At 69.2% G+C, this 21,530-nt stretch carries 14 protein-coding genes; 4 read left to right on the forward strand and 10 right to left on the reverse strand.

Translation table 11 applies throughout. From position 1 onward, the window contains the following. Positions 1-93: 93 nt before the first annotated feature. The 6 genes from BXA00_RS00680 to BXA00_RS00705 are packed head-to-tail and all read right to left on the reverse strand — an operon-like array spanning position 94 to position 5,403. Positions 94-915: an amino acid ABC transporter ATP-binding protein gene (locus tag BXA00_RS00680; RefSeq protein ID WP_076515342.1), complete on the reverse strand. Its 822-nt coding sequence runs from the start codon at positions 913-915 to the stop codon at positions 94-96. Then, positions 902-1,729 (reverse strand): amino acid ABC transporter permease, encoded by an 828-nt coding sequence (locus BXA00_RS00685; RefSeq protein WP_076515344.1) that lies wholly within the window; start codon positions 1,727-1,729, stop codon positions 902-904. Before BXA00_RS00685 ends, BXA00_RS00680 begins: the two co-directional genes overlap by 14 nt. Then, positions 1,719-2,456, reverse strand: a complete 738-nt coding sequence (locus BXA00_RS00690; RefSeq protein WP_076515345.1) for an amino acid ABC transporter permease — start codon at positions 2,454-2,456, stop codon at positions 1,719-1,721. Before BXA00_RS00690 ends, BXA00_RS00685 begins: the two co-directional genes overlap by 11 nt. Further along, the gene (locus BXA00_RS00695; protein WP_076515347.1) at positions 2,453-3,712 is read right to left on the reverse strand and encodes an aminotransferase class I/II-fold pyridoxal phosphate-dependent enzyme; all 1,260 of its coding nucleotides are present in this window, start codon (positions 3,710-3,712) and stop codon (positions 2,453-2,455) included. The genes BXA00_RS00690 and BXA00_RS00695 overlap by 4 nt, the downstream gene beginning before the upstream one ends. A 36-nt stretch (positions 3,713-3,748) precedes the next feature. Then, a complete protein-coding gene (locus tag BXA00_RS00700; protein ID WP_076515349.1) occupies positions 3,749-4,627 on the reverse strand; it encodes a transporter substrate-binding domain-containing protein in 879 nt (292 codons plus the stop codon). After that, complete coding sequence (locus tag BXA00_RS00705; protein WP_156902891.1) at positions 4,624-5,403, reverse strand: transporter substrate-binding domain-containing protein; 780 nt, start codon at positions 5,401-5,403, stop codon at positions 4,624-4,626. The genes BXA00_RS00700 and BXA00_RS00705 overlap by 4 nt, the downstream gene beginning before the upstream one ends. Before the next feature lie 304 nt (positions 5,404-5,707). On the opposite strand from BXA00_RS00705, the gene BXA00_RS00710 reads away from it, so the two are divergent. From BXA00_RS00710 to BXA00_RS00720, 3 genes are read left to right on the forward strand one after another with little or no spacing between them, the layout of a single operon-like run. Then, positions 5,708-6,721 carry an ABC transporter permease gene (locus BXA00_RS00710; RefSeq protein ID WP_083714123.1) on the forward strand — a complete coding sequence of 338 codons (1,014 nt, stop codon included), beginning with the start codon at positions 5,708-5,710 and terminating at the stop codon, positions 6,719-6,721. 30 nt (positions 6,722-6,751) lie between these two features. Next, positions 6,752-7,618, forward strand: coding sequence for an ABC transporter permease (locus BXA00_RS00715; protein ID WP_076515351.1), 867 nt, complete (start codon positions 6,752-6,754; stop codon positions 7,616-7,618). 26 nt (positions 7,619-7,644) lie between these two features. Then, complete coding sequence (locus tag BXA00_RS00720; protein ID WP_076515353.1) at positions 7,645-9,363, forward strand: ABC transporter ATP-binding protein; 1,719 nt, start codon at positions 7,645-7,647, stop codon at positions 9,361-9,363. Between the two features lie 39 nt (positions 9,364-9,402). Here the strand turns inward: BXA00_RS00720 and BXA00_RS00725 are convergent, their stop codons facing one another. The 4 genes from BXA00_RS00725 to BXA00_RS00740 all read right to left on the reverse strand — a co-directional run bounded on the left by BXA00_RS00725 (position 9,403) and on the right by BXA00_RS00740 (position 14,788). Next, positions 9,403-10,413: a tripartite tricarboxylate transporter substrate binding protein gene (locus BXA00_RS00725; RefSeq protein ID WP_076515355.1), complete on the reverse strand. Its 1,011-nt coding sequence runs from the start codon at positions 10,411-10,413 to the stop codon at positions 9,403-9,405. 15 nt (positions 10,414-10,428) lie between these two features. Further along, positions 10,429-11,433 (reverse strand): TauD/TfdA family dioxygenase, encoded by a 1,005-nt coding sequence (locus tag BXA00_RS00730; protein WP_076515357.1) that lies wholly within the window; start codon positions 11,431-11,433, stop codon positions 10,429-10,431. A gap of 232 nt (positions 11,434-11,665) precedes the next feature. Then, a complete protein-coding gene (locus BXA00_RS00735; protein WP_076515360.1) occupies positions 11,666-12,691 on the reverse strand; it encodes an isocitrate/isopropylmalate dehydrogenase family protein in 1,026 nt (341 codons plus the stop codon). A 219-nt stretch (positions 12,692-12,910) separates the two neighbouring features. Further along, positions 12,911-14,788: a tetratricopeptide repeat protein gene (locus tag BXA00_RS00740; protein WP_076515362.1), complete on the reverse strand. Its 1,878-nt coding sequence runs from the start codon at positions 14,786-14,788 to the stop codon at positions 12,911-12,913. A 383-nt stretch (positions 14,789-15,171) separates the two neighbouring features. Between BXA00_RS00740 and BXA00_RS00745 the strand changes: the two genes are divergently transcribed. After that, entirely contained in the window at positions 15,172-21,468 is a 6,297-nt protein-coding gene (locus BXA00_RS00745; RefSeq protein ID WP_172805838.1) for an autotransporter domain-containing protein, read from the forward strand. Positions 21,469-21,530: the final 62 nt, after the last annotated feature.

A 21,530-nucleotide genomic window follows, 5' to 3' on the forward strand; every position in this document is an offset into this window, starting at 1 on the left:
CGCATCGCTGTGCGTGGGCGCCACGGTACGGGGAAAGTTCTCTGTCATGTGAGGTCCTGGTGGAAACGTATGGCGGGCGCCGGCACCGGGCCGTCAGACCGCCAGCCGCAGGGGATCGAAGGAAAGCAATGCGTCGAACGGATCGGCGCGACGCCGCGCCGGGGCCCCGCCGGCGGCGCGCTGCAGGAAGGCACGCGTGCGCTCGCTGCGCGGCGCGCCAAAGAGCTGGTCCGGCCGGCCGGACTCCACGATGCGGCCGGCTTCGGTGAAGTACACGGTGTCGCTCACCTCTTCGGCGAATCGCATCTCGTGCGTGACAAGTACGCAAGTCATGCCATCGTCGACGAGATCGCGGATCACGGTGAGCACCTCACCCACCATCTCGGGATCCAGCGCCGACGTCACTTCGTCGAACAGGATGAGTTCGGGCTCTAGCGCCAGCGCGCGGGCGATGGCCACGCGCTGCTGCTGCCCGCCGGACAGTTCGTCGGGGTAGGCATCGGTCTTGTGTTCCATGTGCACACGCGCCAGGAGTGCCCGTGCCCGGTCCCGCGCCACGCCGCGCGGCACGCCGCCCACCTTGATGGGCGCGGCGACGAGGTTCTCCAGCACGCTCATGTGCGGAAACAGGTTGTACTGCTGGAAAACAAAGCCGACCCGCTTGCGCAGCGCGATCAGGTCGCGTTCGCGGCGCAGCGCCTGCACATCGACGTCGCCGACATGAATCCCGCCCTGTTGCGGGCGCAACAAACCCGTGATGCAGCGCAGGATCGTCGACTTGCCGGAACCCGAGGGGCCGATGATGGACACCGCCTCGCCCTGCCGCACGTTGATGTCGATGCCTTTCAAGACCGGTGTGTCGCCGAACGACAGGTGCACGTCGGACAGGCGGACCAGAGAATCAGTGTCGGGCATGGCGCCGCTCCAGGTAGCGCGTCAGGCGCGAAATGGGATAGCAGTAGGCGAAAAAGAGCGCCAACAGCGTGAAATAAATAAGGATGGTGAAGTCGGTCCGGGCCACGGTATTGCTTGCCACCGTGGCGGTGTCGACCAGGTCATGCACGCCCACCAGCGAAGCGAGCGCGGTGCTCATCGTGATGCTGGCGTAGAGATTCATCCAGGGCGGCAGCATCCGGCGCAGGCATTGCGGCAGGATCACCGTGCGGAAGATCTGCGTGCGGGCGAAGCCCAGCGAATGAGCCGCCTCCCACTGCGCGGCCGGAATGGACTGCACCGCGCCGCGAAAGATCTCGGCCACGTTCGCCGAGGCCGGCAGCGCCAGCCCGATCACCACCTTGATCCAGTCCGGAAACGGCAGCACCCAATGTGCCACCGGAACCTCGAACGGGAACACGTAGGTGGTGAAGTACACCAGCACCAGGATCGGCGCATTGCGGAACACGAGCACATAGGCGCGCGTCGACGCACGCAGCGGCGCGAGCGGCGAGAGCGAGATCGCGCCCACCACCAGCCCGAGCAGGGTGCCCATGGCCATGGCGAGCAGGCTGATCTGCACATTCATGCCCAACCCGCGCATCAACGCCGGCCACCAGTACCAGAGCCTTTCGACGGCGACCGGCGTGGTGCCGGACACCCGCCAGTACAACGCCGGCAGGGCCAGCAACAGCAGCACGATGACCCAAGGATCGCGCAACAGGCCGCGCATCAGCGCCCACGCGCCAGGCGCCTGCCCGGCGCGGCCCAGCTTGAGGGTCGTGTCATTGGCCATAGCCGGGCATCCTCAGACGGCTTTCGAGCCAGCGGCCGGCCACGCTCACCAGCCAGGTCAGCAGGCCGAAGTACAGCAGGATCAACAACAAGAGCTCGAGCACGTTGTCGCGCTGCGACCAGATCATGATCGACTCGTAGGTCACGTCGCCCACGGCGATCGCCGATGCGATGGCCGTCATCTTGACCAGATCCACCAGATTGTTCACGAGGGCGGGCAAGGCAAAACGCAGCGCCAGGGGCAATTGCACGCGCCACAGGATCTCTGCGCGCGAGAACGCCAGCGAGCGGGCCGCTTCAAGCGTGACGCCCGGCACCGCCTCGATGCCTGCGCGTAGCGCTTCGGCATGGAACACGGCCTTGTGCAAGGACACCACCAGCACGACCCACATGAAGGGCGTAATAGGGTTTCCCCCCTCCAGCTTTTGCGAAATCAGCATATTGAGGACGAGGAACGCGCAGTAAAGCTGAACCAGCGTGGGCGTGTTGCGCGTGAGCTCCACGAAGGCCGCGAGCGGCCGCGTGAGCCAGGCTTGTCCACTGGTCAGTCCGGCCGCGATAAGCACACCGAACAGCAGGCTCACCGGGATCGACGCCGCGCACAGTTGCAGCGTGACCCACAACCCGTGCACGAACGCCGCGCGTTCGCCGGCATCCAGGACGAAGGCGTAATTCAGGCCGAGCGGCCGGGCGAACGCCACCCAGCCATCAAGCACGCTATGCGTCATGCCGTCTCCTTCGCCGTCTTCCGCACCGCGGGCGCAGCCCGCAAGGCCTTCACGGCGCGCGCGATCCGCTCGACGGCCAGTTCAAGCTGAGCATCCGAGGTGGCAAACGACAGACGGAAGTAAGGCGACAGGCCGTAGGCGGCGCCGCGCACCACCGCCACGCCCTCGGCGTCGAGCAGCCAATCCACGAAGCCGCCGTCGTCGTCGATGACGCGGCCATCGGGACGGATGGCGCCGATCAGGCCCTGGACGCCGATCCAGGCAAAAAATGATCCTGCCGGAGCATGCACCTGCAGCCCGGGCACGGCGGACAGGCCCTGCCCGATCAGGCGGGCCCGCCGCGCGTACGCGGCGCGCGCCTCTTGCACAAAGCCGTCCGCGGCGCCCTCGAGCGCCGCGAGCGCGGCGGCCTGCCCGATCGCGCTGGGGCCCGACGACACTTGCGACTGCACGGCCTCGAGCGCGGCGATCAGGCCCGTAGGCCCCGTGCCCCAGCCGATGCGCCATCCCGTCATCGCATAGGCCTTCGAGACGCCGTTCACCAGCAAGGTGCGCCCCTGGAAGTCGGGCGCGACGGCCAGCCAGTGCGCGGGCGGCTCGCCGATCCATACTTCTTCGTAAAGCTCGTCCCACAGCACCAGCACGTCGGGGTGCTGGCGCAGGACCGCGGCCAGCGCGGCGAGCTCGGCCGCGCGGTAGACCGCGCCGGTGGGATTCGCGGGCGAGTTCAACACCAGCCAGCGGGTCCGGGGCGTGAGCGCCTGGCGCAACGCGGACGGCGTGATCTTGAACCCGTCCTCGGCCCGCGTGGGCACGATGACAGGGGTGCCGCCGTTGACGCGCACGCTGTCGGGGAACGTCGGCCAGTACGGCGCGGGCACGATCACCTCATCGCCGGCATCCAGCGTGGCATTGAAGGCCAGGTAGATCACCTGCTTGCCGCCATTGGAGACCAGCACATCGCGCGCGTCGACACGCAGAGCGTGGCGCGCCTCGTAGCCCCGCGCGATCGCCTCGCGCAGCGGCCAGGTGCCCGCGGTGGGGGTGTACTTGGTCTGGCCGTCCTGCAACGCGGCCACGGCGGCCTGCTTGATCGCGGCCGGCGTGTCGAAATCGGGTTCGCCGGCGGTGAGCGTGACGATGGATCGGCCTTCGGCGCGCAGGCGCGCGGCCTGGGCGCTGGCGGCGGCGATGGGCGAGATTTCCGCGGCGCGGGCGCGTGGCGAGAGCAAGGCGGGAAACAGGCTGGCGGTCATGAGGACTCCTGGAGATGGCGAGCGGAAAGCGGGAACTCAGCGCGTCGCCGGCTCCGGCGGCGCGGCGTCGAACTCGCCGCGTTGCGCCCGTTGCTGCGACTGCCGCAGGTAATCGGCAGGGACGTTCCACTTTTCGGCCTCCGCGACCAGACGGCCGGTCCGATGCCAGTCGCGGATCACGCCATCGACGAAGGCGCGCGTGTCGGCCTCGCCGCGGCGCGTCCAGATCACCGTGGGAGACGGAATCAGCGGGACCGACGTGGCGAGTTCGAATGCCGTCCACTCCGACGCGCTCTTGCCATGCAGGGTCTCGTAGAGCGCAGGCTGGATATGCACGGAGGCGTCGCAGGTTCCCCCCTTGAGCGCGAGCAACGACTCCGGAATGTTGCGCAACCCCTTGACCACCGCGCCGTAGGTTTCCTGCAGGGGCTTGGCGAAGTTGCTGCCTTGCGACACGCAGGCCACTTTGCCGCGCAGGTCTTCCCAGCGCTTGATCCCGCTCTTTCTGGACACCATGGCCGCCCCGCCCACCAGGTTGTAAGGCGTGGGCGCGTAGCTCAGGATCTCGCTGCGCTCCTGGGTCCACTGGATGTTGGCGATCAGCAGATCGACCTTGCCGGCCTGCAGGAACTGCACGCGCGTGGACGCCGTAACCGGGACGGTCTCCAGTGCCACGCCCAGGCGGCGAGCGATATCGGCGCCAAGTTCCGCCTGAAATCCGCCGATCTTGCCCGTGGCGGGGTCCAGCACGCCAAACGGAGGGCTCGCGCCATCCACGCCCACGACCAGCTTGCCGCGCTGTCGCACCTTGTCGAGAGTGGCGTCGGCGCGGGCCTGCGTGGCCAGGCCGGGCAGCGCGACGGCGGCGGCCAACGCGATGGCCCAGCGAGAACGACGTGTAGCGCGCTGCGTCATGCTCCGCCCCCCTTCCCGGCCTTGTCGTGCAGCTCCTGCAACAGCGGCTGCGGTGGCGTGATGCCCAGGCGCTTCTCCGTCTGGATCAGCCAACCGGTGCGATGCCAGTCCTGGATGACCTTGTCGACCGCGGCGATGGTCTCGGCCTCGCCCTTGCGCGTCCAGACCACCGAGTTCGCCGGCAGCACATCCGTCGCGATGGGCGCATGGAAGTCGGCCCATTCGGCGTTGTTCTTCAAGAGCGGATGAATCAGCGTGGAATCGTGAACCGCGGCCACGCACAGGCCGCCCTTGAGCGCGAGCAGGGAATCCGACGAGGTTTTGTAGCCCTTCACGTCCGCGCCGTAGTCGGCAGCGAGCGGCTTGGCATAGCTGGAGCCCTGCGACACGCACACCGGTTTGCCGCGCAGGTCTTCCCAGCGGGTCACGCCGCTGTTCTTGCGGGTGGCTGCCGCGCCGCCCACCCGGTAGAACGGCGTGGGTGCGTAGCCCAGGATCTCTGCCCGCTCCGGGTTGAGTTCCATCGAGGCGATCAGCAGGTCCACCTTGCCGGAGATCAGGAACTGCACGCGGGTCGGCGTCTGCACCTGCACAAGCTCCACGGGCACGCCCAGGCCTTCGCCCAGCTTGCGCGCCAGTTCGGGATTCCAGCCCACCAACTGCTGGGTGGCCGGATCGAGCGAACCGAACACGCCGCCGTTGGCGAGCACCCCGATGGTCACCTTGCCGCGCTCGCGGATCTTGTCTTGCGTGGCGTCGGCGTGAGCGACGCCCATGCTCACCAGCAGGCCAAGGGCGGCGCCGGCGCGCAGCGCATGACGGCGGGCCTTTCGCTGGAAGCGGTGTTGGAAGTTGTGTCGAGCCATGTGGACTTCACCTTCATCAGAAAGAAAGGCGGCGTGTCGCCAGCCGGAAAGTGCGCTCATGGTGCGGGCCGCGGCGCGCGCCGGCAAAGAAGGCTTTCAACTATGGATATGAGGCCGGGTTGCCCAAGGATTTCGACTTTGCATATGCGCTTTGCTTCGTAGCCGGCGCGCCTTGCCCTCCCCTACGATCGGCCATCCCTCGTCGCAGACCGCCATGCCCGCCCCTCTCATCTCCGCCCTCGTCTCCCGCCTGCCCGCCCTCGCGCGCACCGCCGCCCGCACCATCCTGCACGCACTGCCCACGGTGGCGGGCGTGATCCTCTTGAGCTTTTTCCTGATGCAGGCGGTGCCCGGCGACGCGGCTGACGTAATCGCCGCGGAATCCGGTTCGGCCACCGCCGACAGCATGGCCGCCACACGCAAGCAATTCGGGCTCGACCTGCCGGTATTGCAGCAACTGGGCAACTATCTGCACCATCTGGCCCGCCTCGATCTGGGACTCTCTCCGCGCTACAACACGCCGGTCGTGGACCTGATCGCCAGCCGGCTCGGCAACACTGCCCTGCTCATGAGCGCGGCGCTTGGGACGGCCCTGCTGGCGGGCATCGCGCTCGGCGCCGTGATGGCCTCGTTCGTCGGGCGCTGGCCCGACCGGCTGCTGTCGCTCGCGGCGTTGCTGCTGTATTCGACGCCCGGCTTCTGGCTGGGCCTCATGGCGATCATCCTGCTTTCGGTGCAGCTTGGCTGGCTGCCGCCGGGCGGCGTCGGCACGTTGGGCGCCGACACGCACGGGCTCGCCCGCCTGCTGGACGTCGCGCGCCATCTGGTGCTGCCGACGCTGGCGCTCGCCGGCTTCTACGTCGCGATCTTCGCGCGCCTGACGCGCGCGGCCATGCTGGAGGTGAGCCGCCAGGATTTCGTGCGCACCGCGCGCGCCAAGGGTGTGGCGCCGTTGCAGGTCACGTTGCGCCATGTGCTGCGTAATGCGCTGATGCCCGTGCTCACCGTCGCCGGCCTGAACTTCGGCACGCTGCTCGGCGGCGCGGTCGTGGTCGAGACGGTCTTCAGCTGGCCTGGGCTGGGACGGCTGGCATACGAGTCGGTGATGGCGCGCGACTACGTGGTCCTGATGGGCATCCTCATTCTTTCTTCGCTGCTCGTGATCATCGCGAACATCGTGGTCGACCTGGCCCAGGCCGCGCTCGATCCCCGCGTGCGCACCCGCTGACGCGCCGCATCTCCTGACTTCCCGATTCGCATGACGACCACCACGTTTTCTCACGCCCCAGCCCCGCGCGCTACCGCGCTCGGCCGCTTCTTCACGAATCCTGCGGCCCTGGCCGGACTGGCGCTGCTCGCGATCGTGACCTGCGCGGCGTTGAGCGCGCCCTGGCTGTTCCCGAATGATCCGCTCGACATGGTCGGTGCGCCGCTGGCCTGGCCCGGTCAGGACCCGGCCTTTCCGCTGGGCACGGACACCATGGGGCGCGACGTCGCCGCCGGCCTGGCGCACGGGGCGCGCGTGTCATTGCTGGTGGGCCTTGCCGCCGCGGCGCTGTCGTTGGGTATCGGGGTGGTCGTCGGCGCGGCGGCTGGCTACTACGGCGGCTGGACGGACCGCGTGCTGGTGCGGCTCACTGAGCTGTTCCAGACCATCCCCGCCTTCTTGCTGGTGATCGTGCTCGTGGCGATCGCCCAACCCTCGGTGCCCGTGATCGCGCTGGCGATCGGCGTATCGTCCTGGCCCGTGGTGGCCCGGCTCGTGCGCGCGGAGTTCCGGTCGCTGGTCCATGCCGAATTCGTGCAGGCCGCGCGCGCGCAGGGCTATGGACACGCGCGCATCGTGCTGGCGGAGATCCTGCCCAATGCCCTGCCGCCCATCATCGTGACCACCTCCGTGCTGGTCGCCAACGCCATCCTGATGGAATCGGCGCTGTCTTTCATGAGCCTGGGCGATCCCAACGTCGTGTCGTGGGGCAGCATGATCGGCGACGCGCGCGACATGTTGCGCACCGCCTGGTATCTGGCCGCGCTGCCCGGCCTGTCCATCGTCGCCACCGTACTCGCGCTCAATCTGCTGGGCGATGCCGCGAACGATGCCTTCAACCCCCGACTGGCCCGCTGATGCCGCGCGCCAGGAGTGACAATCCCATGCCGACCCAGCCTTCTTCCCACGCCGTTTCCGGCCCGCCCCTGCTTGCCGTGCGCGATCTGCAGGTCCGCTTTGCCGTGCCGGGCGGCGTGCATCACGCCGTGCGCGGCCTGGATCTGGACCTGGCCGCGGGCCGCACGCTGGCGATCGTCGGCGAGTCCGGATGCGGCAAGTCCACGACCGCGCTCGCGCTCATGCGCTTGCTGGCGCCCGGCGCCTCGGTGACGGGCTCGGTGCGCCTGGACGGCACGGAGCTCACCGCCCTGCCCGAGACGGCGTTCCGACAGCTGCGCGGGCGCGATATCGCGATGATCTTCCAGGAGCCCATGACCTCGCTGAATCCGGTGCACACCATCGGCCGGCAGGTCGCCGAGGCCATCCGCTGTCACGAAGACCTGCCGCGCGCCACGCTGGACGCACGGGTGCTGGAACTGCTGGAACGGGTGCGCATTCCGCGCGCCTCGCAGCGGCTGCACGACTACCCCCACCAGTTGTCCGGCGGGCAGCGGCAGCGGGTGATGATCGCCATGGCAATCGCATGCCGGCCGCGCCTGCTGGTGGCCGACGAGCCGACGACTGCGCTGGATGTCACCGTGCAGGCGCAGATCCTCTCGCTCCTGGACACCCTGCGCGAAGAGCTGGGCATGGGGCTGTTGCTGATCACGCACGATCTTGGCGTGGTGCGCGAGCGCGCCAACGAGGTCATCGTGATGCATGACGGCATCGCCGTGGAGCGCGCCCCGGTCGAGCGCCTTTACGCCGCCCCGGCGCACGCCTATACGCGCGGGCTCCTCGCCGCGTCCTTGCATGCGGACGCGCCGGCGCGCGAGTCCGCCGCCCACGCGCACGCGCGCCTGCCCGAGATTCGCGTGCAGCGCGACGCCAACGGGGTCGCAAGCCGCTTCGAGGTGGTGCGTCCCGAGCCCGCGCTCGCCAAGCGGTCGACGCCGGCGGGCGCCGCGCCCCTGCTCAGTGTCCGCGACCTGGAGACGCGCTACGCCGGCCGCGGCGGCGCCGTGACCGCGGTCGACGGCGTGGCGCTGGACATCTGGCCCGGCGAAACCCTGGGCCTGGTGGGCGAATCCGGCTGCGGCAAATCCACGCTCTCGCGCACGCTCTTGCGGCTCACACCGGCGCATGCCGGTTCTGCCGTATTCGACGGCACCGATCTGCTGCGCCTGTCCGAACGCGCGCTCAAGCCCTGGCGCCGACAGGTGCAGATGGTGTTCCAGGATCCGTACGCCTCGCTCAATCCGCGTCACACCGTGGGCGCCATCCTGGGCGCCGTACAGCAATCGCATGGGGTGCGAGACCGCCACGAGCGCGCGGCCCGCACCGAGCAGATGCTGCGGCAGGTAGGATTGCCGGCGGACGCGGCGCGCCGCTATCCGAATCAGTTCTCGGGCGGGCAGCGCCAGCGCATCGGCATCGCCCGCGCCCTGATCGCCAGGCCTCGCCTGCTGGTGCTCGATGAGCCCGTTTCCGCGCTCGACGTGTCGGTGCAGGCGCAGATCCTCAATCTGCTGTCGGATCTCAAGGCCGAGCTGGGCCTGAGCTACCTCTTCATCTCGCACGATCTGGCCGTGGTCCGCTACTTCTGCGACCGGGTGCTGGTCATGCAGGCTGGACGCATCGTGGACCAGGGCACGCCCCGCGCGCTGTGGCACGCGCCGGGGCATCCGTATACGCGCCAATTGCTGGCCGCCATGCCGGCTTGAACGCCAGGGCCGACTCGGCGCCCCGGCGGCTGACCCGCTTTATTTCAACGCGACGCCGGTGCCCGCCAGCACCCGGCGATACGTGGCGATATCCTCGGACACGGTGCGGTCCACATCCTGCGGCGGCGTGGCGGCGAGCGTGAAACCCAGGTTCTCCAGCAGGCTGGCGGTGGCAGGCTCGCGCAACACCGCCACCACGTCGCGATTGATGCGGTCGATCAAGGCCTTGGGCGTGCCAGCGGGTGCGGATAGCCCCTGCCAGCTTTCGACCTCGTAGTCCTTCAACCCCGCCTCTTGCAAGGTCGGCACATCCGGCAAGGCCTTGGAGCGATAGCTCGTCGTCACCGCCAGCGCCACGAGCTTGCCGCTGCGCACGTTCTCGGTCGCGGCGGCCAGCGTGATCAGCATCGCGTCGACATGCCCGCCCAGCACGTCGAGCGAGGCCGGCCCGCCGCCCGGATACGGGATCTGGTTGGTCTTGGCGCCGATGCGCTCGTTGAGCAGTTCCACCGCGAGATGCTGCAGGCTGCCTGTCCCCCCCGGCAGCGCCAGCGTGATCTCGCCGGGCCGGCGCCGCACGAGTTCGGCGAACTCCTGAAACGTCTTCACGCCCAGGCCCGGACGCACGACCAGCAGTTGCGGGTTCGTCACCGCCTTGGTCACGCCCACGAGATCGCGCTCGGGATCATAGGCCCGCGTACTCTGCAGGGCATTGAGCGACAAGGCGTCGCCGCTCAACAGCAAGGTGTAGCCATCGGGCTTGGCATGCGCCACCGCGGCATTGCCGATGGCGCTGCTCGCGCCTGGCTGGTTTTCGACGACCACGCTTTGCTGCCATTTTTCACCCAGGCGCTGGGCCACCGTGCGCGCCAGCTTGTCGGCGCTGCCGCCGGCCGCGACGGGAACGATGATCTTCACCGGACGATTGGGGTAACGCGACGCGTCTTCGACGGCCACCGGCGCGGCGCCGGACCCCGACCAGAGCGCGAGTCCGGCGGCAAGGGCGAACACGGCGCCCAGGCCGCTTTTGAATAGGGTCTTGCGGTTCATGCGGACACTCCTGCTTCAAGCCAATTCAAGTTCAGTCACGCCGCGTCCGGCGGCGCTATCGTTCGAGGGCGGGGCGGACGTGTCGTCGTACGCGCCGAAGCGCCCGCCCGCCACCGCGACGGACTCGCGGCCGTCGACCCCGACCGGCGGTTCCCCCGCGAGCGTGATGCGATACAGCACGCGTTCGCAGTCGAGATAGGCAAAGTCGCCAGGCCCCTGATGGGCGGTGGCGCGGTTGTCCCAGAACGCGATACTGCCGGGGGCCCAGCGAAAGCGCGCGACGTACTCGGGCCGCGTGATGGCTTCAAAAAACAACGCGAGCAAATGCCGGGACTCGTCCTCCGCCAGGCCGAGGATGCGCCGCGTGAAACCTGGGTTCACGAACAAGGCGCGTTCGCCGGTCTCCGGCAGCACGCGCACCACGGGATGGTCCGCCACCCGCGGCTCGGCGCGCACGCGCTGGGCATACACGGTCTCGTTTTCGAAATCGCCGTTGTAGCCGCCGAACTGGTGGCGCGCCCACAGCCCGTCGGCCAGCGCCTGCAGCGCGGGAGACAAATGCTGGTATGCCGCCACCAGGTTCGTGAAGAGCGTGTCCCCGCCATAGGGAGGCACCTGGTCGCCCGCGCGCAGGATCGAGGCCGACGGCGGGTTCACCACGCCGGTCACGTCGGTATGCCAGCGCTCGCCGCGGCGGCCGGTGGTCGAGGCCGATGAGATCGTGCGGATCTGGGGATAGCCTTCTGGCGGATTCGCGTCGTAGGGATGCGCGCTCGTCGCCTGCCCGAAGTGGCGCGCGAAGGCGAGGTGTTGCGCGTGGTCGATATGCTGGTCGCGAAAGAACACGACCTTCCAGCGATCGAGCGCCGCGCGGATCGCGGCCACAAGGGCCGGTGTCAGCGGTTCGCGCAAATCCACGCCGTGAATTTCCGCGCCGGTGAAAACGGATAGCGGCCGAATATCCAGGTCCGCGATGGCCGGATGGGCGCTGCGTGCCGCCGTATTGTCTTGCCTGCTCATTCTGCACCTCAATGGCGAGTTGTCGTGCAGGCAGGATAGGATCGCGCAATGCGCGCTAAGAAATACCGATTCGCAATGAGTTCATGAACCCGCGGGCGTGACCCGCGCCAAGGCAGCAGACATGCGGCACAGCGCCGCATAGTCGAAAAACGGATATGGATATCAGGGACGTTCGCCCTGCCTGCAACCGCTGGCGCGGTTGCAGGCGTCATCGACTTGCGGGGTGAAGTCCTTACGCCGCCACGCGCCGGGAAACGGCGGCTGCGAACTCGCGCGTGGTGGCTGAACCCTTGAGGTCTCCGGTGCGCACGTTATCGACGTTGAGCGTGGTGTCGATGCCGGTTCGCAGCCGTTCGGCCAAATCACCCAGGCCCACGTGATCGAGCATCATGGCGGACGCCAACATCAGCGAAATGGGGTTGGCGATGCCTTTGCCGGCAATGTCCGGGGCCGAGCCATGCACCGCTTCGAAGATCGCCGCGTCCGTCCCGAAGTTCGATCCCGGCGCCATGCCCAATCCGCCAACCAGCCCGGCAAGCTGGTCGGACAGAATGTCCCCGAACAGGTTGGTGCACAGGAGCATGTCGAAACGCCACGGGTTGAGCACCAACTGCATGGCGCACGCGTCGACGATCATGTCGTCCATCTCCACGCGCCCCTCGTACTCCTTGGCGACTTCGCGGGCGGCTTCCAGAAAGATGCCCGTGAGCAACTTCAACACGTTGGCCTTGTGCACGACCGTGATTTTTTTGCGGCCGTGCTTGAGCGCGTACTCGAACGCGAAGCGGGCGATGCGCTTGCTGCCTTCGCGGGTGTTCACGCCGGTGGATACCGCGACCGCCTTGGGATCCGAGCCGACGGCGATGTAGTGTTCGTGCGCGACATAGAAGCCGCTCAGGTTTTCCCGGACCAATACCAGGTCAATGTTCTCGAAGCGCCCAGGCACCAGGGTGCGCACCGGGCGGACATTGGCGAACAGCTGGAACGCTTCGCGCAGGCGAACGTTGGCGGACCGGAACCCTCCCCCCACCGGCGTGGTCAACGGCCCCTTGAGCGCGAGCTTTCGTTCCCGGATGCTGTTGAGCGTTGCGTCGGGAAGCGGGTCGCCCGTCGCGGCGACGCCAGCCATCCCGGCTTGTTGGACGTCCCACTCGAATGGGGCGCCCAAGGCATCTAGGACCTGTACGGTGGCCTCGACCACTTCGGGTCCTATGCCGTCGCCGGGGATCAATGTGGCGGGGATACTGGATCGATTCATTGTGCGCTCCTGTCTGCGATGGGGTGGGGATCGAGTCCGTTCTCCTGGGCAAGCCCGGTACTCGACGCCCGGTGAAAGAGTAGCTGATTCATGAACCAGGCCAACAACCAGACCCGCGCTGCGAGCGCCCCGGCATGCTCGGCCCCAACGTCCTGGCGGGCGACTTCGCGCAAATGAGCGGGCAGGCGGCCCGCCGGGGACGGACCCTACGGGCCGTCCTCAGCTTCCGGCGGGCTGTTTCAACGCCGCCAACGACGCCGCCACCTCGCGCAATACCGGCCCCCAGTTGCGCGGTCCCGGCTGGCGAAACAGGCGCATGGACGGATACCATGGCGAGTCGGCGCGGCCGCGCAGCCAGCGCCAGTCCGGCGCGAAGGGCAGCAGCACCCATGCGGGGCAGCCCAGCGCGCCGGCCAGGTGCGCGGGCGAAGAGTCCACGGTCACCAGGACATCCAGCAGCGTGATGATTGCCGCGGTGTCGTCGAAGTCGCGGATCTCGTCGCGCAGCGACAGCAGCGACATGCCCGCGGGCGGCTTGGCGGCGTCGGCGGCCGCCGGGCCCATTTGCAGGCCGATGAAGCTCACACCCGGTTGCGCCAGCGGCGCCAGGTCGGCCAGCGCCATGGAGCGTTGCGCGTCATTGGGATGGCTGGGCCGGCCGGCCCACACCAGCCCGACCCAGGGCCGGGGCAGCGTCGCCAGGCGCGCGCGCCAATGCGCCACCCGTTGCGGGTCCGCGCGCAGATAAGCGGTGCTGACGGGCAGATCGTGAAGGCGCAGGCCCAGGGCCAGCGGCAGGCTCATCAGCTCGCAGTGGCAATCGAACGCGGGCGGCACGGTGCCCGCGGGAATGATCTGGTCGAAGCCGCCGCTGCGCGCGGCCAGCGCATGGCAGGCGGCGTTGACTTCCAGGATGACCCGGGCCCCGCTGCGCGCGCGCGCCAGGGCCACCAGCCGCAGGAACTGGAACGTATCGCCAAAACCCTGTTCGTCGTGGATCAGCAGGGTCTGGCCCGCGATGGGCTGCCCTTCCCAACGCGGCTGCTGCATGGGGCGGCCCCGCAGCACCGTATGCGGCATCTGATAGCGGAAGCGGTATTCGCGCCAGCCGGCCTCGAATTCGCCTTGCAGCAACAGCACTTCGGCCAGATCGAAACGTGCCCCCGCATCGCCGGGCGTGGCCGCCACCACCCGTTCCAGGATGACCCGCGCCTCATCGTCCCTGCCCAGCGCGCGCAGGGCCGCGACCCGTTGCCGCCAAAGCGCGATCGGTCCGGCGCCGTCCGCTAGCGCCTGCTGCAGCAACGCGTCGGCGTCCGCGTGGCGCCCGGCCAGCAACAGGGCCTGCGCCTGCGCGTGCACGGCCTGAAAGGGCGCCAGCGCCGCCGGTTGCGGGCTGGCGGCGTGCGTGGCGTCGAGACTGGCGAGGATCTGGTGGGCTTGGGGCGTCAGCGGGTCGATGTCGATGGCGCGCCGGACGGCGGCCAAAGCCGCCGCATGCTGGCCGTCGTCGCGCAGGACCGCCGACAGGTTGCACAGCGCCAATACGAAGCGCGGGTTCAGCGCCAGCGCATGCTGGTAGTGCCGCAGCGCCTGCGCGTTGTCGCCCAGGAGCTTGCAGGTGTTGCCCAGGTTGTTGTGGGCTTCGGCGCTGTCCGGCAGCAGGGTGGCCACGCGTTGCAGGCATTCCAGGCTGGCGGCCAGTTGGCCTGTTTCCTGCAGGATGATGCCCAGGTTGTTCCAGCCCTCGGCCAGCGTCGGTTCCGCGGCCACCGCGCGCCGCGCCGCGCGTTCCGCTTCGTCCAGCAAGCCTTGCTGCCGGCACATTTCGGCCAGGTTGCTGCAGTAGAGGGCGGGCGCGGATGCCGGCCGGCAGGCCACCCGCAGATGCGCAATGGCTACGTCCGCCAGGCCATAGGCATGCGCGATCACCCCCAGCAGATGCCGCGCGTCGGGCTGGTCGGGCGCCCCTTGGAGGATCCGCAGGCAAAGCTGCTCGGCTTGGGGCGCCTGGCCCGCATTCCAATGCGCGTGCGCGGCCTGCAACGCCGCCGACAGCGTCAGCGGGGGAACAGCCGGATCGTTGTGCTTGCCCACGTAAACAGCTCCACGGCGCTCAGGCGCGGCCGGAAAACCGCAATTATCGCCGCAGAGCGGCGGCGTGGCGCCAGGCGCAAGACGGTGGGGCGCCGCGGCTGCGGGCGCGCGCGCGGCGCCGAGGACAGCGCGCTGGCCGCCCGCGCCCAGGGCGGGCCGCCCGGCCAAATCGCCGGAATAGGCGGCAAGTTTCCCTTTTTTCTCTTGATTGACGGCGCCGTAGACAAGTTACTAATTGACCCGGATTCACCCCACACATCAGCCGTCATTCCAGAAGCTTTGGCGCGCCTCTCTCGTGCAGGCGCGCTTTGGGGCCCGCGCTCGCCGCCGGCACACTGCCCGTGCACCCAGGAATGCCGCCATCGCCCCTGGAGAGCCCCGTTTTGAATCACACTTACCGGTTGGTATGGAATCGCAAGCTGCGCGTCTGGCAAGCGGCATCGGAATTGGCGGCGCAAGCGCGCGGCGGACGCTCGTCGTCGGGCGGGCGGGTCAGCGCGCGCGCGCCGCGCTATGCCTTGAGCGTGGCGCTGGCCATGGGGCTATCCAGCTTGAGCGCCGCGGTTCAGGCCACCTGTTCGCTGGTCGGCAGCAACGCCGTGTGCACCGGCGCCGCCAATCCGCTGTTTCCCGGCTACGCAATGGCTATCGACGGCACCGTCACGGTGCAGCAAGACGCGACGGTAGGCGTTATACCGGGCGCAGGCGGCACGGCGATGAATCTGACCGGCAGCACCGTCACGCTGACCAACTCGGGCTGGATCGACCCGACCATCCTGGGCCCCTCTTCGGTCGTGGCGGCCGGGGTGGCCATGGGCAACGGTTCGGTCAACACCCTCAGCATCGTCAACACCGCGACGGGCACGATTGGCGGGGTCGTGGGCGGGGAACCCAGCCTGCCCGACCTGTCCAGCATGGCCATCGCCGTGCACAACGGTGCGGGCGGCACGACCCGCCTGAGCAACGCAGGCTTGATCCGTAGCAGCCCGCGCACGGGATTGATCGTGGCCGGCGCGGACATGCCGGTGATCGCCGCCTACGGCGGCGGCCAGGTGATGTTCGAGAACCTGTCCTCAGGAACCATCATCGGACGCATCGCGCTGGCGGAGGTCGGCACCCCCGGCCTAGGCCACAGCTTCACCAATGCGGGCACGATCGTCGGGGGCATCTCGTTCGGCCAGGGAAGCAACAACACCTTTACCGCGGTCTCGGGTTCGACGGTGTTGCGCGGATCGGGCACCGCAGTGGCGGACCTGACCGTGGATACGATTCCGGGGTTGCGCTTCGCCCCGCCCGGCACGGTCGATGGCGGTGCGGGAGCAAACAACACCCTGGTGCTGCAATCGGTGTTGCCGTCTGCCGGCACCGGCAGCGGCGCGGGCGGCGCCCCGACCGAAATCTCGGGGGACACGTACCGCAACTTCGACAACCTGGTGATCAACAGCGGCACCTGGAACCTGACCGGACCCGCGGTGGTGGGCAGCGCCGTCACCCTGAACAGCGGCCTGGCCAACATCACCAACAACGACGTGCTGGGCACCGCGCAGATCACGGCAAATGGCGGCACCATCACGGGCCCGGCCAGCGGCCTGCTCCTGGACAACGATTTCGTGCTTGGCGCCGGCGGCCTGACCCTGGCGGGCAATAACGACATGCTGCTGGACGGCACGATATCGGGCACGGGCGGCTTGACCATCGCGGGGCCGGCCGTGGTCGTCATGAATGGCGCCAACACGTACGCCGGCCTGACCACCATCCAGTCCGGCTCGGCGCTGGATACCGGCACGCAAAGCGTGCTGGGCGACGTCCTCAACAATGGCCAACTGATGTTCCGGCAAGACACGAACGGCACGTATGCCGGCGACATCTCCGGCACCGGCGTCTTGTACAAGGCGGGGACGGGTACCGTGACCCTGACCGGTACGAACACTGCCGGGAGCTCGGTCGCCATCACGGCGGGCACGCTGGCGATCGGCGCCGGGGGCAGCTTGAGCGCCCCGGAGGTCTCTCTGTCCACCATGGCCAGCACCCTCGACCTGTCCGCCGCAGGCAACCAGACCGTGGGCGGCCTGATGGGCAGTGGCGTCGTCCAGCTTGGCGCCAGCACGCTGACCTTGGACAGCAACGCCAGCTACATCTTCTCGGGAGTCATATCCGGCGCAGGTTCGCTGATCAAAACGGGCGCGGGCACGCAGACGCTGTCGGGCGCCAACACCTTTGGCGGCAGCGTGGCGGTCAGCGGCGGCACCCTGGCGCTGGGCGCGGGGGGCAGCGTGCTTCCCACGGCCGGCGTCACGGTGAACGCGGGCGGGACGCTTGATCTGTCCGCCGGGGGGAACCGGGGCCTGGGATTGCTCTCGGGCGCGGGCACGGTCGCGCTGGGCGCCAATACGCTGACCCTGCAAACGGGCAACTTCGCGGGCACGCTCTCGGGCACAGGCGGCCTGGACAAAGCCGGGCCCGGTTCGCTGACCCTGTCGGGCGTCAACACCTACACCGGCCTGACCCGGGTGTTGACGGGCGGCACCCTGATCGCAAATGGCACGATCGCCGGCAGCGTCGCGGTGCAGGACAACAGCACGCTGGGCGGCTCGGGCCGCATCAATCAAAACGTCACGCTGACCAGCGGCGTGCTGCAAGCCACGCAAGGCCAGACGCTGACCATCGGCGGCAACCTTCTGATGGATAGCGCCAGCCGCGTCAACGTCAGCCTGGGCGCAGCCTCGAACAGCGCGCTCGTGCAGGTGGACGGCGACCTCGGCCTGAATGGCACGTTGAACGTCGCCGACCAGGGCGGCTTTGGCGCGGGCGTGTACCGGCTGTTCGACTATGCCGGCGCGCTGACCGGCAACACCATGAGCGTCGGCGCCACGCCCAGCGGCATCGACGCGAGCGATCTGCGCCTTCAGACCGCCGTGGGCGGGCAGGTCAACCTGCTGTCGACCGCCGGCGCAACGCTGAGCTTCTGGGACGGCGCCAACGCGGCGCAGCGCGACAACGGCCTGATCGATGGCGGCACGGGCGCATGGCGCGCCGATGGCTTGAACTGGACGGATGGCGATGGCGCGCTCAACGGCCGGTTCCAGCCCAACCCGACCTTTGCGGTGTTTCAGGGCGCTGGAGGCACGGTGACGGTGGACGACACCGCGGGCGCCATCGGCGTGACGGGCATGCAGATCGCGACCGACGGCTATCGCATCGAGGGCGACGCGATCGCGCTGCAGGGCGCGGGCGGCGAAAGCATCATCCGCGTGGGCACGGGCATGGCCGCAAGCGCCGGCATGCGCGGCACCATTGCCTCCAGCCTGACCGGCGCCAGCACGCTGGTGAAGTCGGACTTCGGCACGCTGGTGCTGGCGGGCAACAACACCTATACCGGCGGCACCGAAGTCCGCCAGGGCACGCTGTCCGTGTCCGCCGACGCCAACCTGGGCGCGACGGCAGGCGCCGTCACGCTCAACGGCGGGACGCTGGCCACGACCGCCAGCTTCGACAGCGCGCGCGCGGTGTCGCTGCTGCAGGACGGCGTCATCGATGTCGACGCGGGCACCACGCTGGGCCTGCAAGGCAACATCAGCGGCGCGGCCGACCTGCAAAAGCAAGGCGCCGGCACGCTGACGCTGTCCGGCGCCAACACCTACGGCAACACGCGCGTGGAGGCCGGCACGCTGGCGGGCAACGCCAGCGCCATCCGGGGCAATCTGCTGAACAATGGCACGGTCGTATTCGAAGAGGCCGCCGGCGCGGCTTTTGCCGGTCAATTGACGGGCACGGGCAGCCTGGTGAAGACCGGCGCGGGCCAGCTGCAATTGCTGGGTGACAGCCAGGCATACGCCGGCCAGACCCAGGTGCAGGCAGGCACGCTGCGCGTGGCCAACGCGCTGGGCGGCTCGGCCAGCGTCACAGGCGGACGCCTGCAGGTCGATGGCCTCTTGCGCGGCAACGCGGCCGCCAGCGGCACGGGCGTCCTCGCGGGCGCGGGCACCATCACGGGCAACGCCGCGCTGACCGGCGGCGCGCTGGAAGGCGTGCAAGGGCAGATGCTGACCATCGTAGGGGACCTGTCGCTGACCGGCGCCAGCCAGGTGAATGTCGGACTGGGCAGCGCGCCCAACAGCGGCCTCTTCAATGTGGGCGGCGACCTCACCCTGGCCGGCACGCTCAACGTGGCGGACCAAGGCGGCTTTGGCGCGGGCGTCTACCGCCTGTTCGACTATGCCGGTAGCTTGACCGACAACCACCTGGCCATCGGCATCACACCCGCGGGCGTGGACGCCAACGCCCTGACCGTGCAGACGTCCGTTGCCGGCCAGGTCAATCTGGCCTCGACCGCCGGCGCCGCGCTGGGCTTCTGGGACGGCGGCAACGCCGCGCTGCATGACAACGCCGCCGTCGACGGAGGCGGAGGCACATGGCGCGCCGACAACCTCAACTGGACCAGCGTGGACGGCACGCTCAATGGCGTGTTCAAGCCGAACCCGACCTACGCCGTGTTCCAGGGGCAAGCCGGCACCGTCACGGTCGATGACGCGGCGGGCGCCATCGGCGTCACTGGCCTGCAGATCGCTGCCGATGGCTATCGTATCCAGGGCGACGCGATCGCGCTGCAAGGCGCGGGCGGCGTCAGCATCGTCCGCGTGGGGACGGGATCGATCGCGGATGCGGCCATGACCGGCACCATCGCGTCGTCGCTCACGGGCGCCAGCACGCTGGCCAAGACCGATTTCGGCACGCTCGTCCTGGCGGCGGACAACACCTACACCGGCGGCACCGACATCCGCCAGGGCACGCTGTCCGTGTCGCGCGACGCCAACCTGGGCGCCGCCTCGGGCGGTCTGATGCTGAGCGGCGGCGTGCTGGCCACGACGGCCAGTTTCGACACCGCACGCGCCGTCAAGGTCGCTGCCGCCAGCGGCCTCGCGGTTAGCGCCGGCAGCACCCTGGGCCTGGGCGGGGCCATCACCGGCAATGGCGAACTGACCAAGTCGGGCGCGGGCACCTTGCGCGTCTTTGGCAACGGCAGCGCGTACACCGGCAACCTGCTGGTCGAGGCAGGCACGCTGGACATCGCGTCGGCCGCCACGCTGGGGGGCTCCCTGGTGGTGTCCAGCGGCGCGCAACTGCAAGGCGCGGGCCAGGTCGGGTCCACCACCCTGCGCAGCGGCGCCATCCTGGCCCCGGGCAACCTGGGCGGCGTCCTGACGGTGGCGGGCGACCTGACCCTGCTGCCGGGCTCCACCTACCAGGTGGCGGCGGATCCCGCGTCGTCGGCCAGCGCGCGCGTGGCTGTCACGGGCGCCGCCAACCTGGCCGGGTCCGTCGTTCATATCGGCCCGGAGGGCGGCTTCGACAGCACCCGGCAATACACGATCCTGACGGCGGGCGCCATCAATGGCCACTTCGACACCGTGTCGTCCAACTACGCCTATCTGAATCCCACGCTGCAATACGCCGCGCAAAACGTCACGCTGCAACTGGAACGCAAGCAGGCGCCGGTCAATCCCGTCGACCCCGCCACGCCGCCACGCCCGATCGCCTTCGCCGATGCGGCGCAAAGCAGCAATCAACGCGCCGTGGCCAATGCGCTCGACAGCCTGCCCGCCGGCAACCCCTTGCATGAGTATGTCCTGACCCTGCCCGAAGGCGCGCCGCCCGCAGTCTTCAACAGCCTCTCGGGCGAGGCGCACGCCAGCGTGGCGTCCAGCCTGATGGGGGCCGGCGCCGTCTCGCGCACCCTGCCGCTGTCGCACCTGCGCGCCAACCTGAACGCCGGCATGCGTGCGGGCGCGCCCACGGCACAGGCCGGCGGCACCTTCCCCGCCTCCGCCCTGCCCTCGTCCAACGCGCAGCCTGCCTGGGCCGAAGTGGTGGGCAATTGGCAAACGCTGCAAGGCGATGCCAACACGGCGCAGGTCCGCCAGCATACGGGCGGCGTCTTTGCGGGCGCCGATCATGCCGTGGGCAACGGCTGGCGCCTGGGCGGCGCGCTGGGCTACACCGACAGCAGGATCACCGTCGATGGCCGCGCATCGCAATCCGACGTGTCCGGCTACAGCGCCAGCGTGTACGGCGGCAAATCCTTCGCGGCTGGCGCGGGCAAGCTCAACCTGCTGGCGGGCGCCGCCTACACCTGGCACGACGTCAGCACCGAACGCCATGCCTCCGTGTCCGGCGTCCAGCAGAAGCTGACCGCCGATTACGGCGCCAGCACGGCTCAGCTCTTCACCGAACTGGGTTATGCGATGCCGCTGTCCGACCGCGCCAGCATCGAACCGTTCGCCGGCGTTGCGTGGAGCGATCTGCGCACGCGCAGCTTCTCGGAATCCGGCGGATCGGCGGCGCTGCACGGCCAAAGCAGCAGCGACAAGCAGACCACGTCCACGCTGGGCCTGCGCGCGCAGACCGCCTTCATGCTGGGCCGCGCCGAAGGCCGCTTGCACGGCACGCTGGGCTGGCGCCATGCCTTCGGCGACGTGGCGCCTCAGTCCACCTTGGCGTTCGACGGCGGCCAGGCCTTCACCGTGTCGGGCACGCCCATCGCGCGCAACGCGGCGCTGGCCGAGCTGGGCGCCGAAGTAGCCATGTCCGCCAACGCCACGCTGGGCCTGTTCTACAGCGGGCAGTATGGCGGCGGCAATCGGGAGCACTCGGGGTCGTTGAACGTGCGGTGGCGGTACTAGGCGGGAGCGGGACGGGAGGCGGGGGACGCCAGCGGCGTCCCGGCCACGCCAAGCACCGCCCC

It is taken from the genome of Achromobacter sp. MFA1 R4 (genome assembly GCF_900156745.1).
Taxonomy (GTDB): domain Bacteria; phylum Pseudomonadota; class Gammaproteobacteria; order Burkholderiales; family Burkholderiaceae_B; genus Achromobacter.

What these genes read in the sequence shown, in the direction of transcription:
- BXA00_RS00720 (WP_076515353.1), top strand. Translation starts at nt 7,645, where the DNA reads ATGCCGACCCAGCCTTCTTCCCACGCCGTTTCCGGCCCGCCCCTGCTT.
- BXA00_RS00730 (WP_076515357.1), bottom strand. Translation starts at nt 11,433, where the DNA reads ATGAGCAGGCAAGACAATACGGCGGCACGCAGCGCCCATCCGGCCATC.
- BXA00_RS00705 (WP_156902891.1), bottom strand. Translation starts at nt 5,403, where the DNA reads ATGGGCGTCGCTCACGCCGACGCCACGCAAGACAAGATCCGCGAGCGC.
- BXA00_RS00710 (WP_083714123.1), top strand. Translation starts at nt 5,708, where the DNA reads ATGCCCGCCCCTCTCATCTCCGCCCTCGTCTCCCGCCTGCCCGCCCTC.
- BXA00_RS00725 (WP_076515355.1), bottom strand. Translation starts at nt 10,413, where the DNA reads ATGAACCGCAAGACCCTATTCAAAAGCGGCCTGGGCGCCGTGTTCGCC.
- BXA00_RS00695 (WP_076515347.1), bottom strand. Translation starts at nt 3,712, where the DNA reads ATGACCGCCAGCCTGTTTCCCGCCTTGCTCTCGCCACGCGCCCGCGCC.
- BXA00_RS00735 (WP_076515360.1), bottom strand. Translation starts at nt 12,691, where the DNA reads ATGAATCGATCCAGTATCCCCGCCACATTGATCCCCGGCGACGGCATA.
- BXA00_RS00715 (WP_076515351.1), top strand. Translation starts at nt 6,752, where the DNA reads ATGACGACCACCACGTTTTCTCACGCCCCAGCCCCGCGCGCTACCGCG.
- BXA00_RS00690 (WP_076515345.1), bottom strand. Translation starts at nt 2,456, where the DNA reads ATGACGCATAGCGTGCTTGATGGCTGGGTGGCGTTCGCCCGGCCGCTC.
- BXA00_RS00700 (WP_076515349.1), bottom strand. Translation starts at nt 4,627, where the DNA reads ATGACGCAGCGCGCTACACGTCGTTCTCGCTGGGCCATCGCGTTGGCC.
- BXA00_RS00680 (WP_076515342.1), bottom strand. Translation starts at nt 915, where the DNA reads ATGCCCGACACTGATTCTCTGGTCCGCCTGTCCGACGTGCACCTGTCG.
- BXA00_RS00685 (WP_076515344.1), bottom strand. Translation starts at nt 1,729, where the DNA reads ATGGCCAATGACACGACCCTCAAGCTGGGCCGCGCCGGGCAGGCGCCT.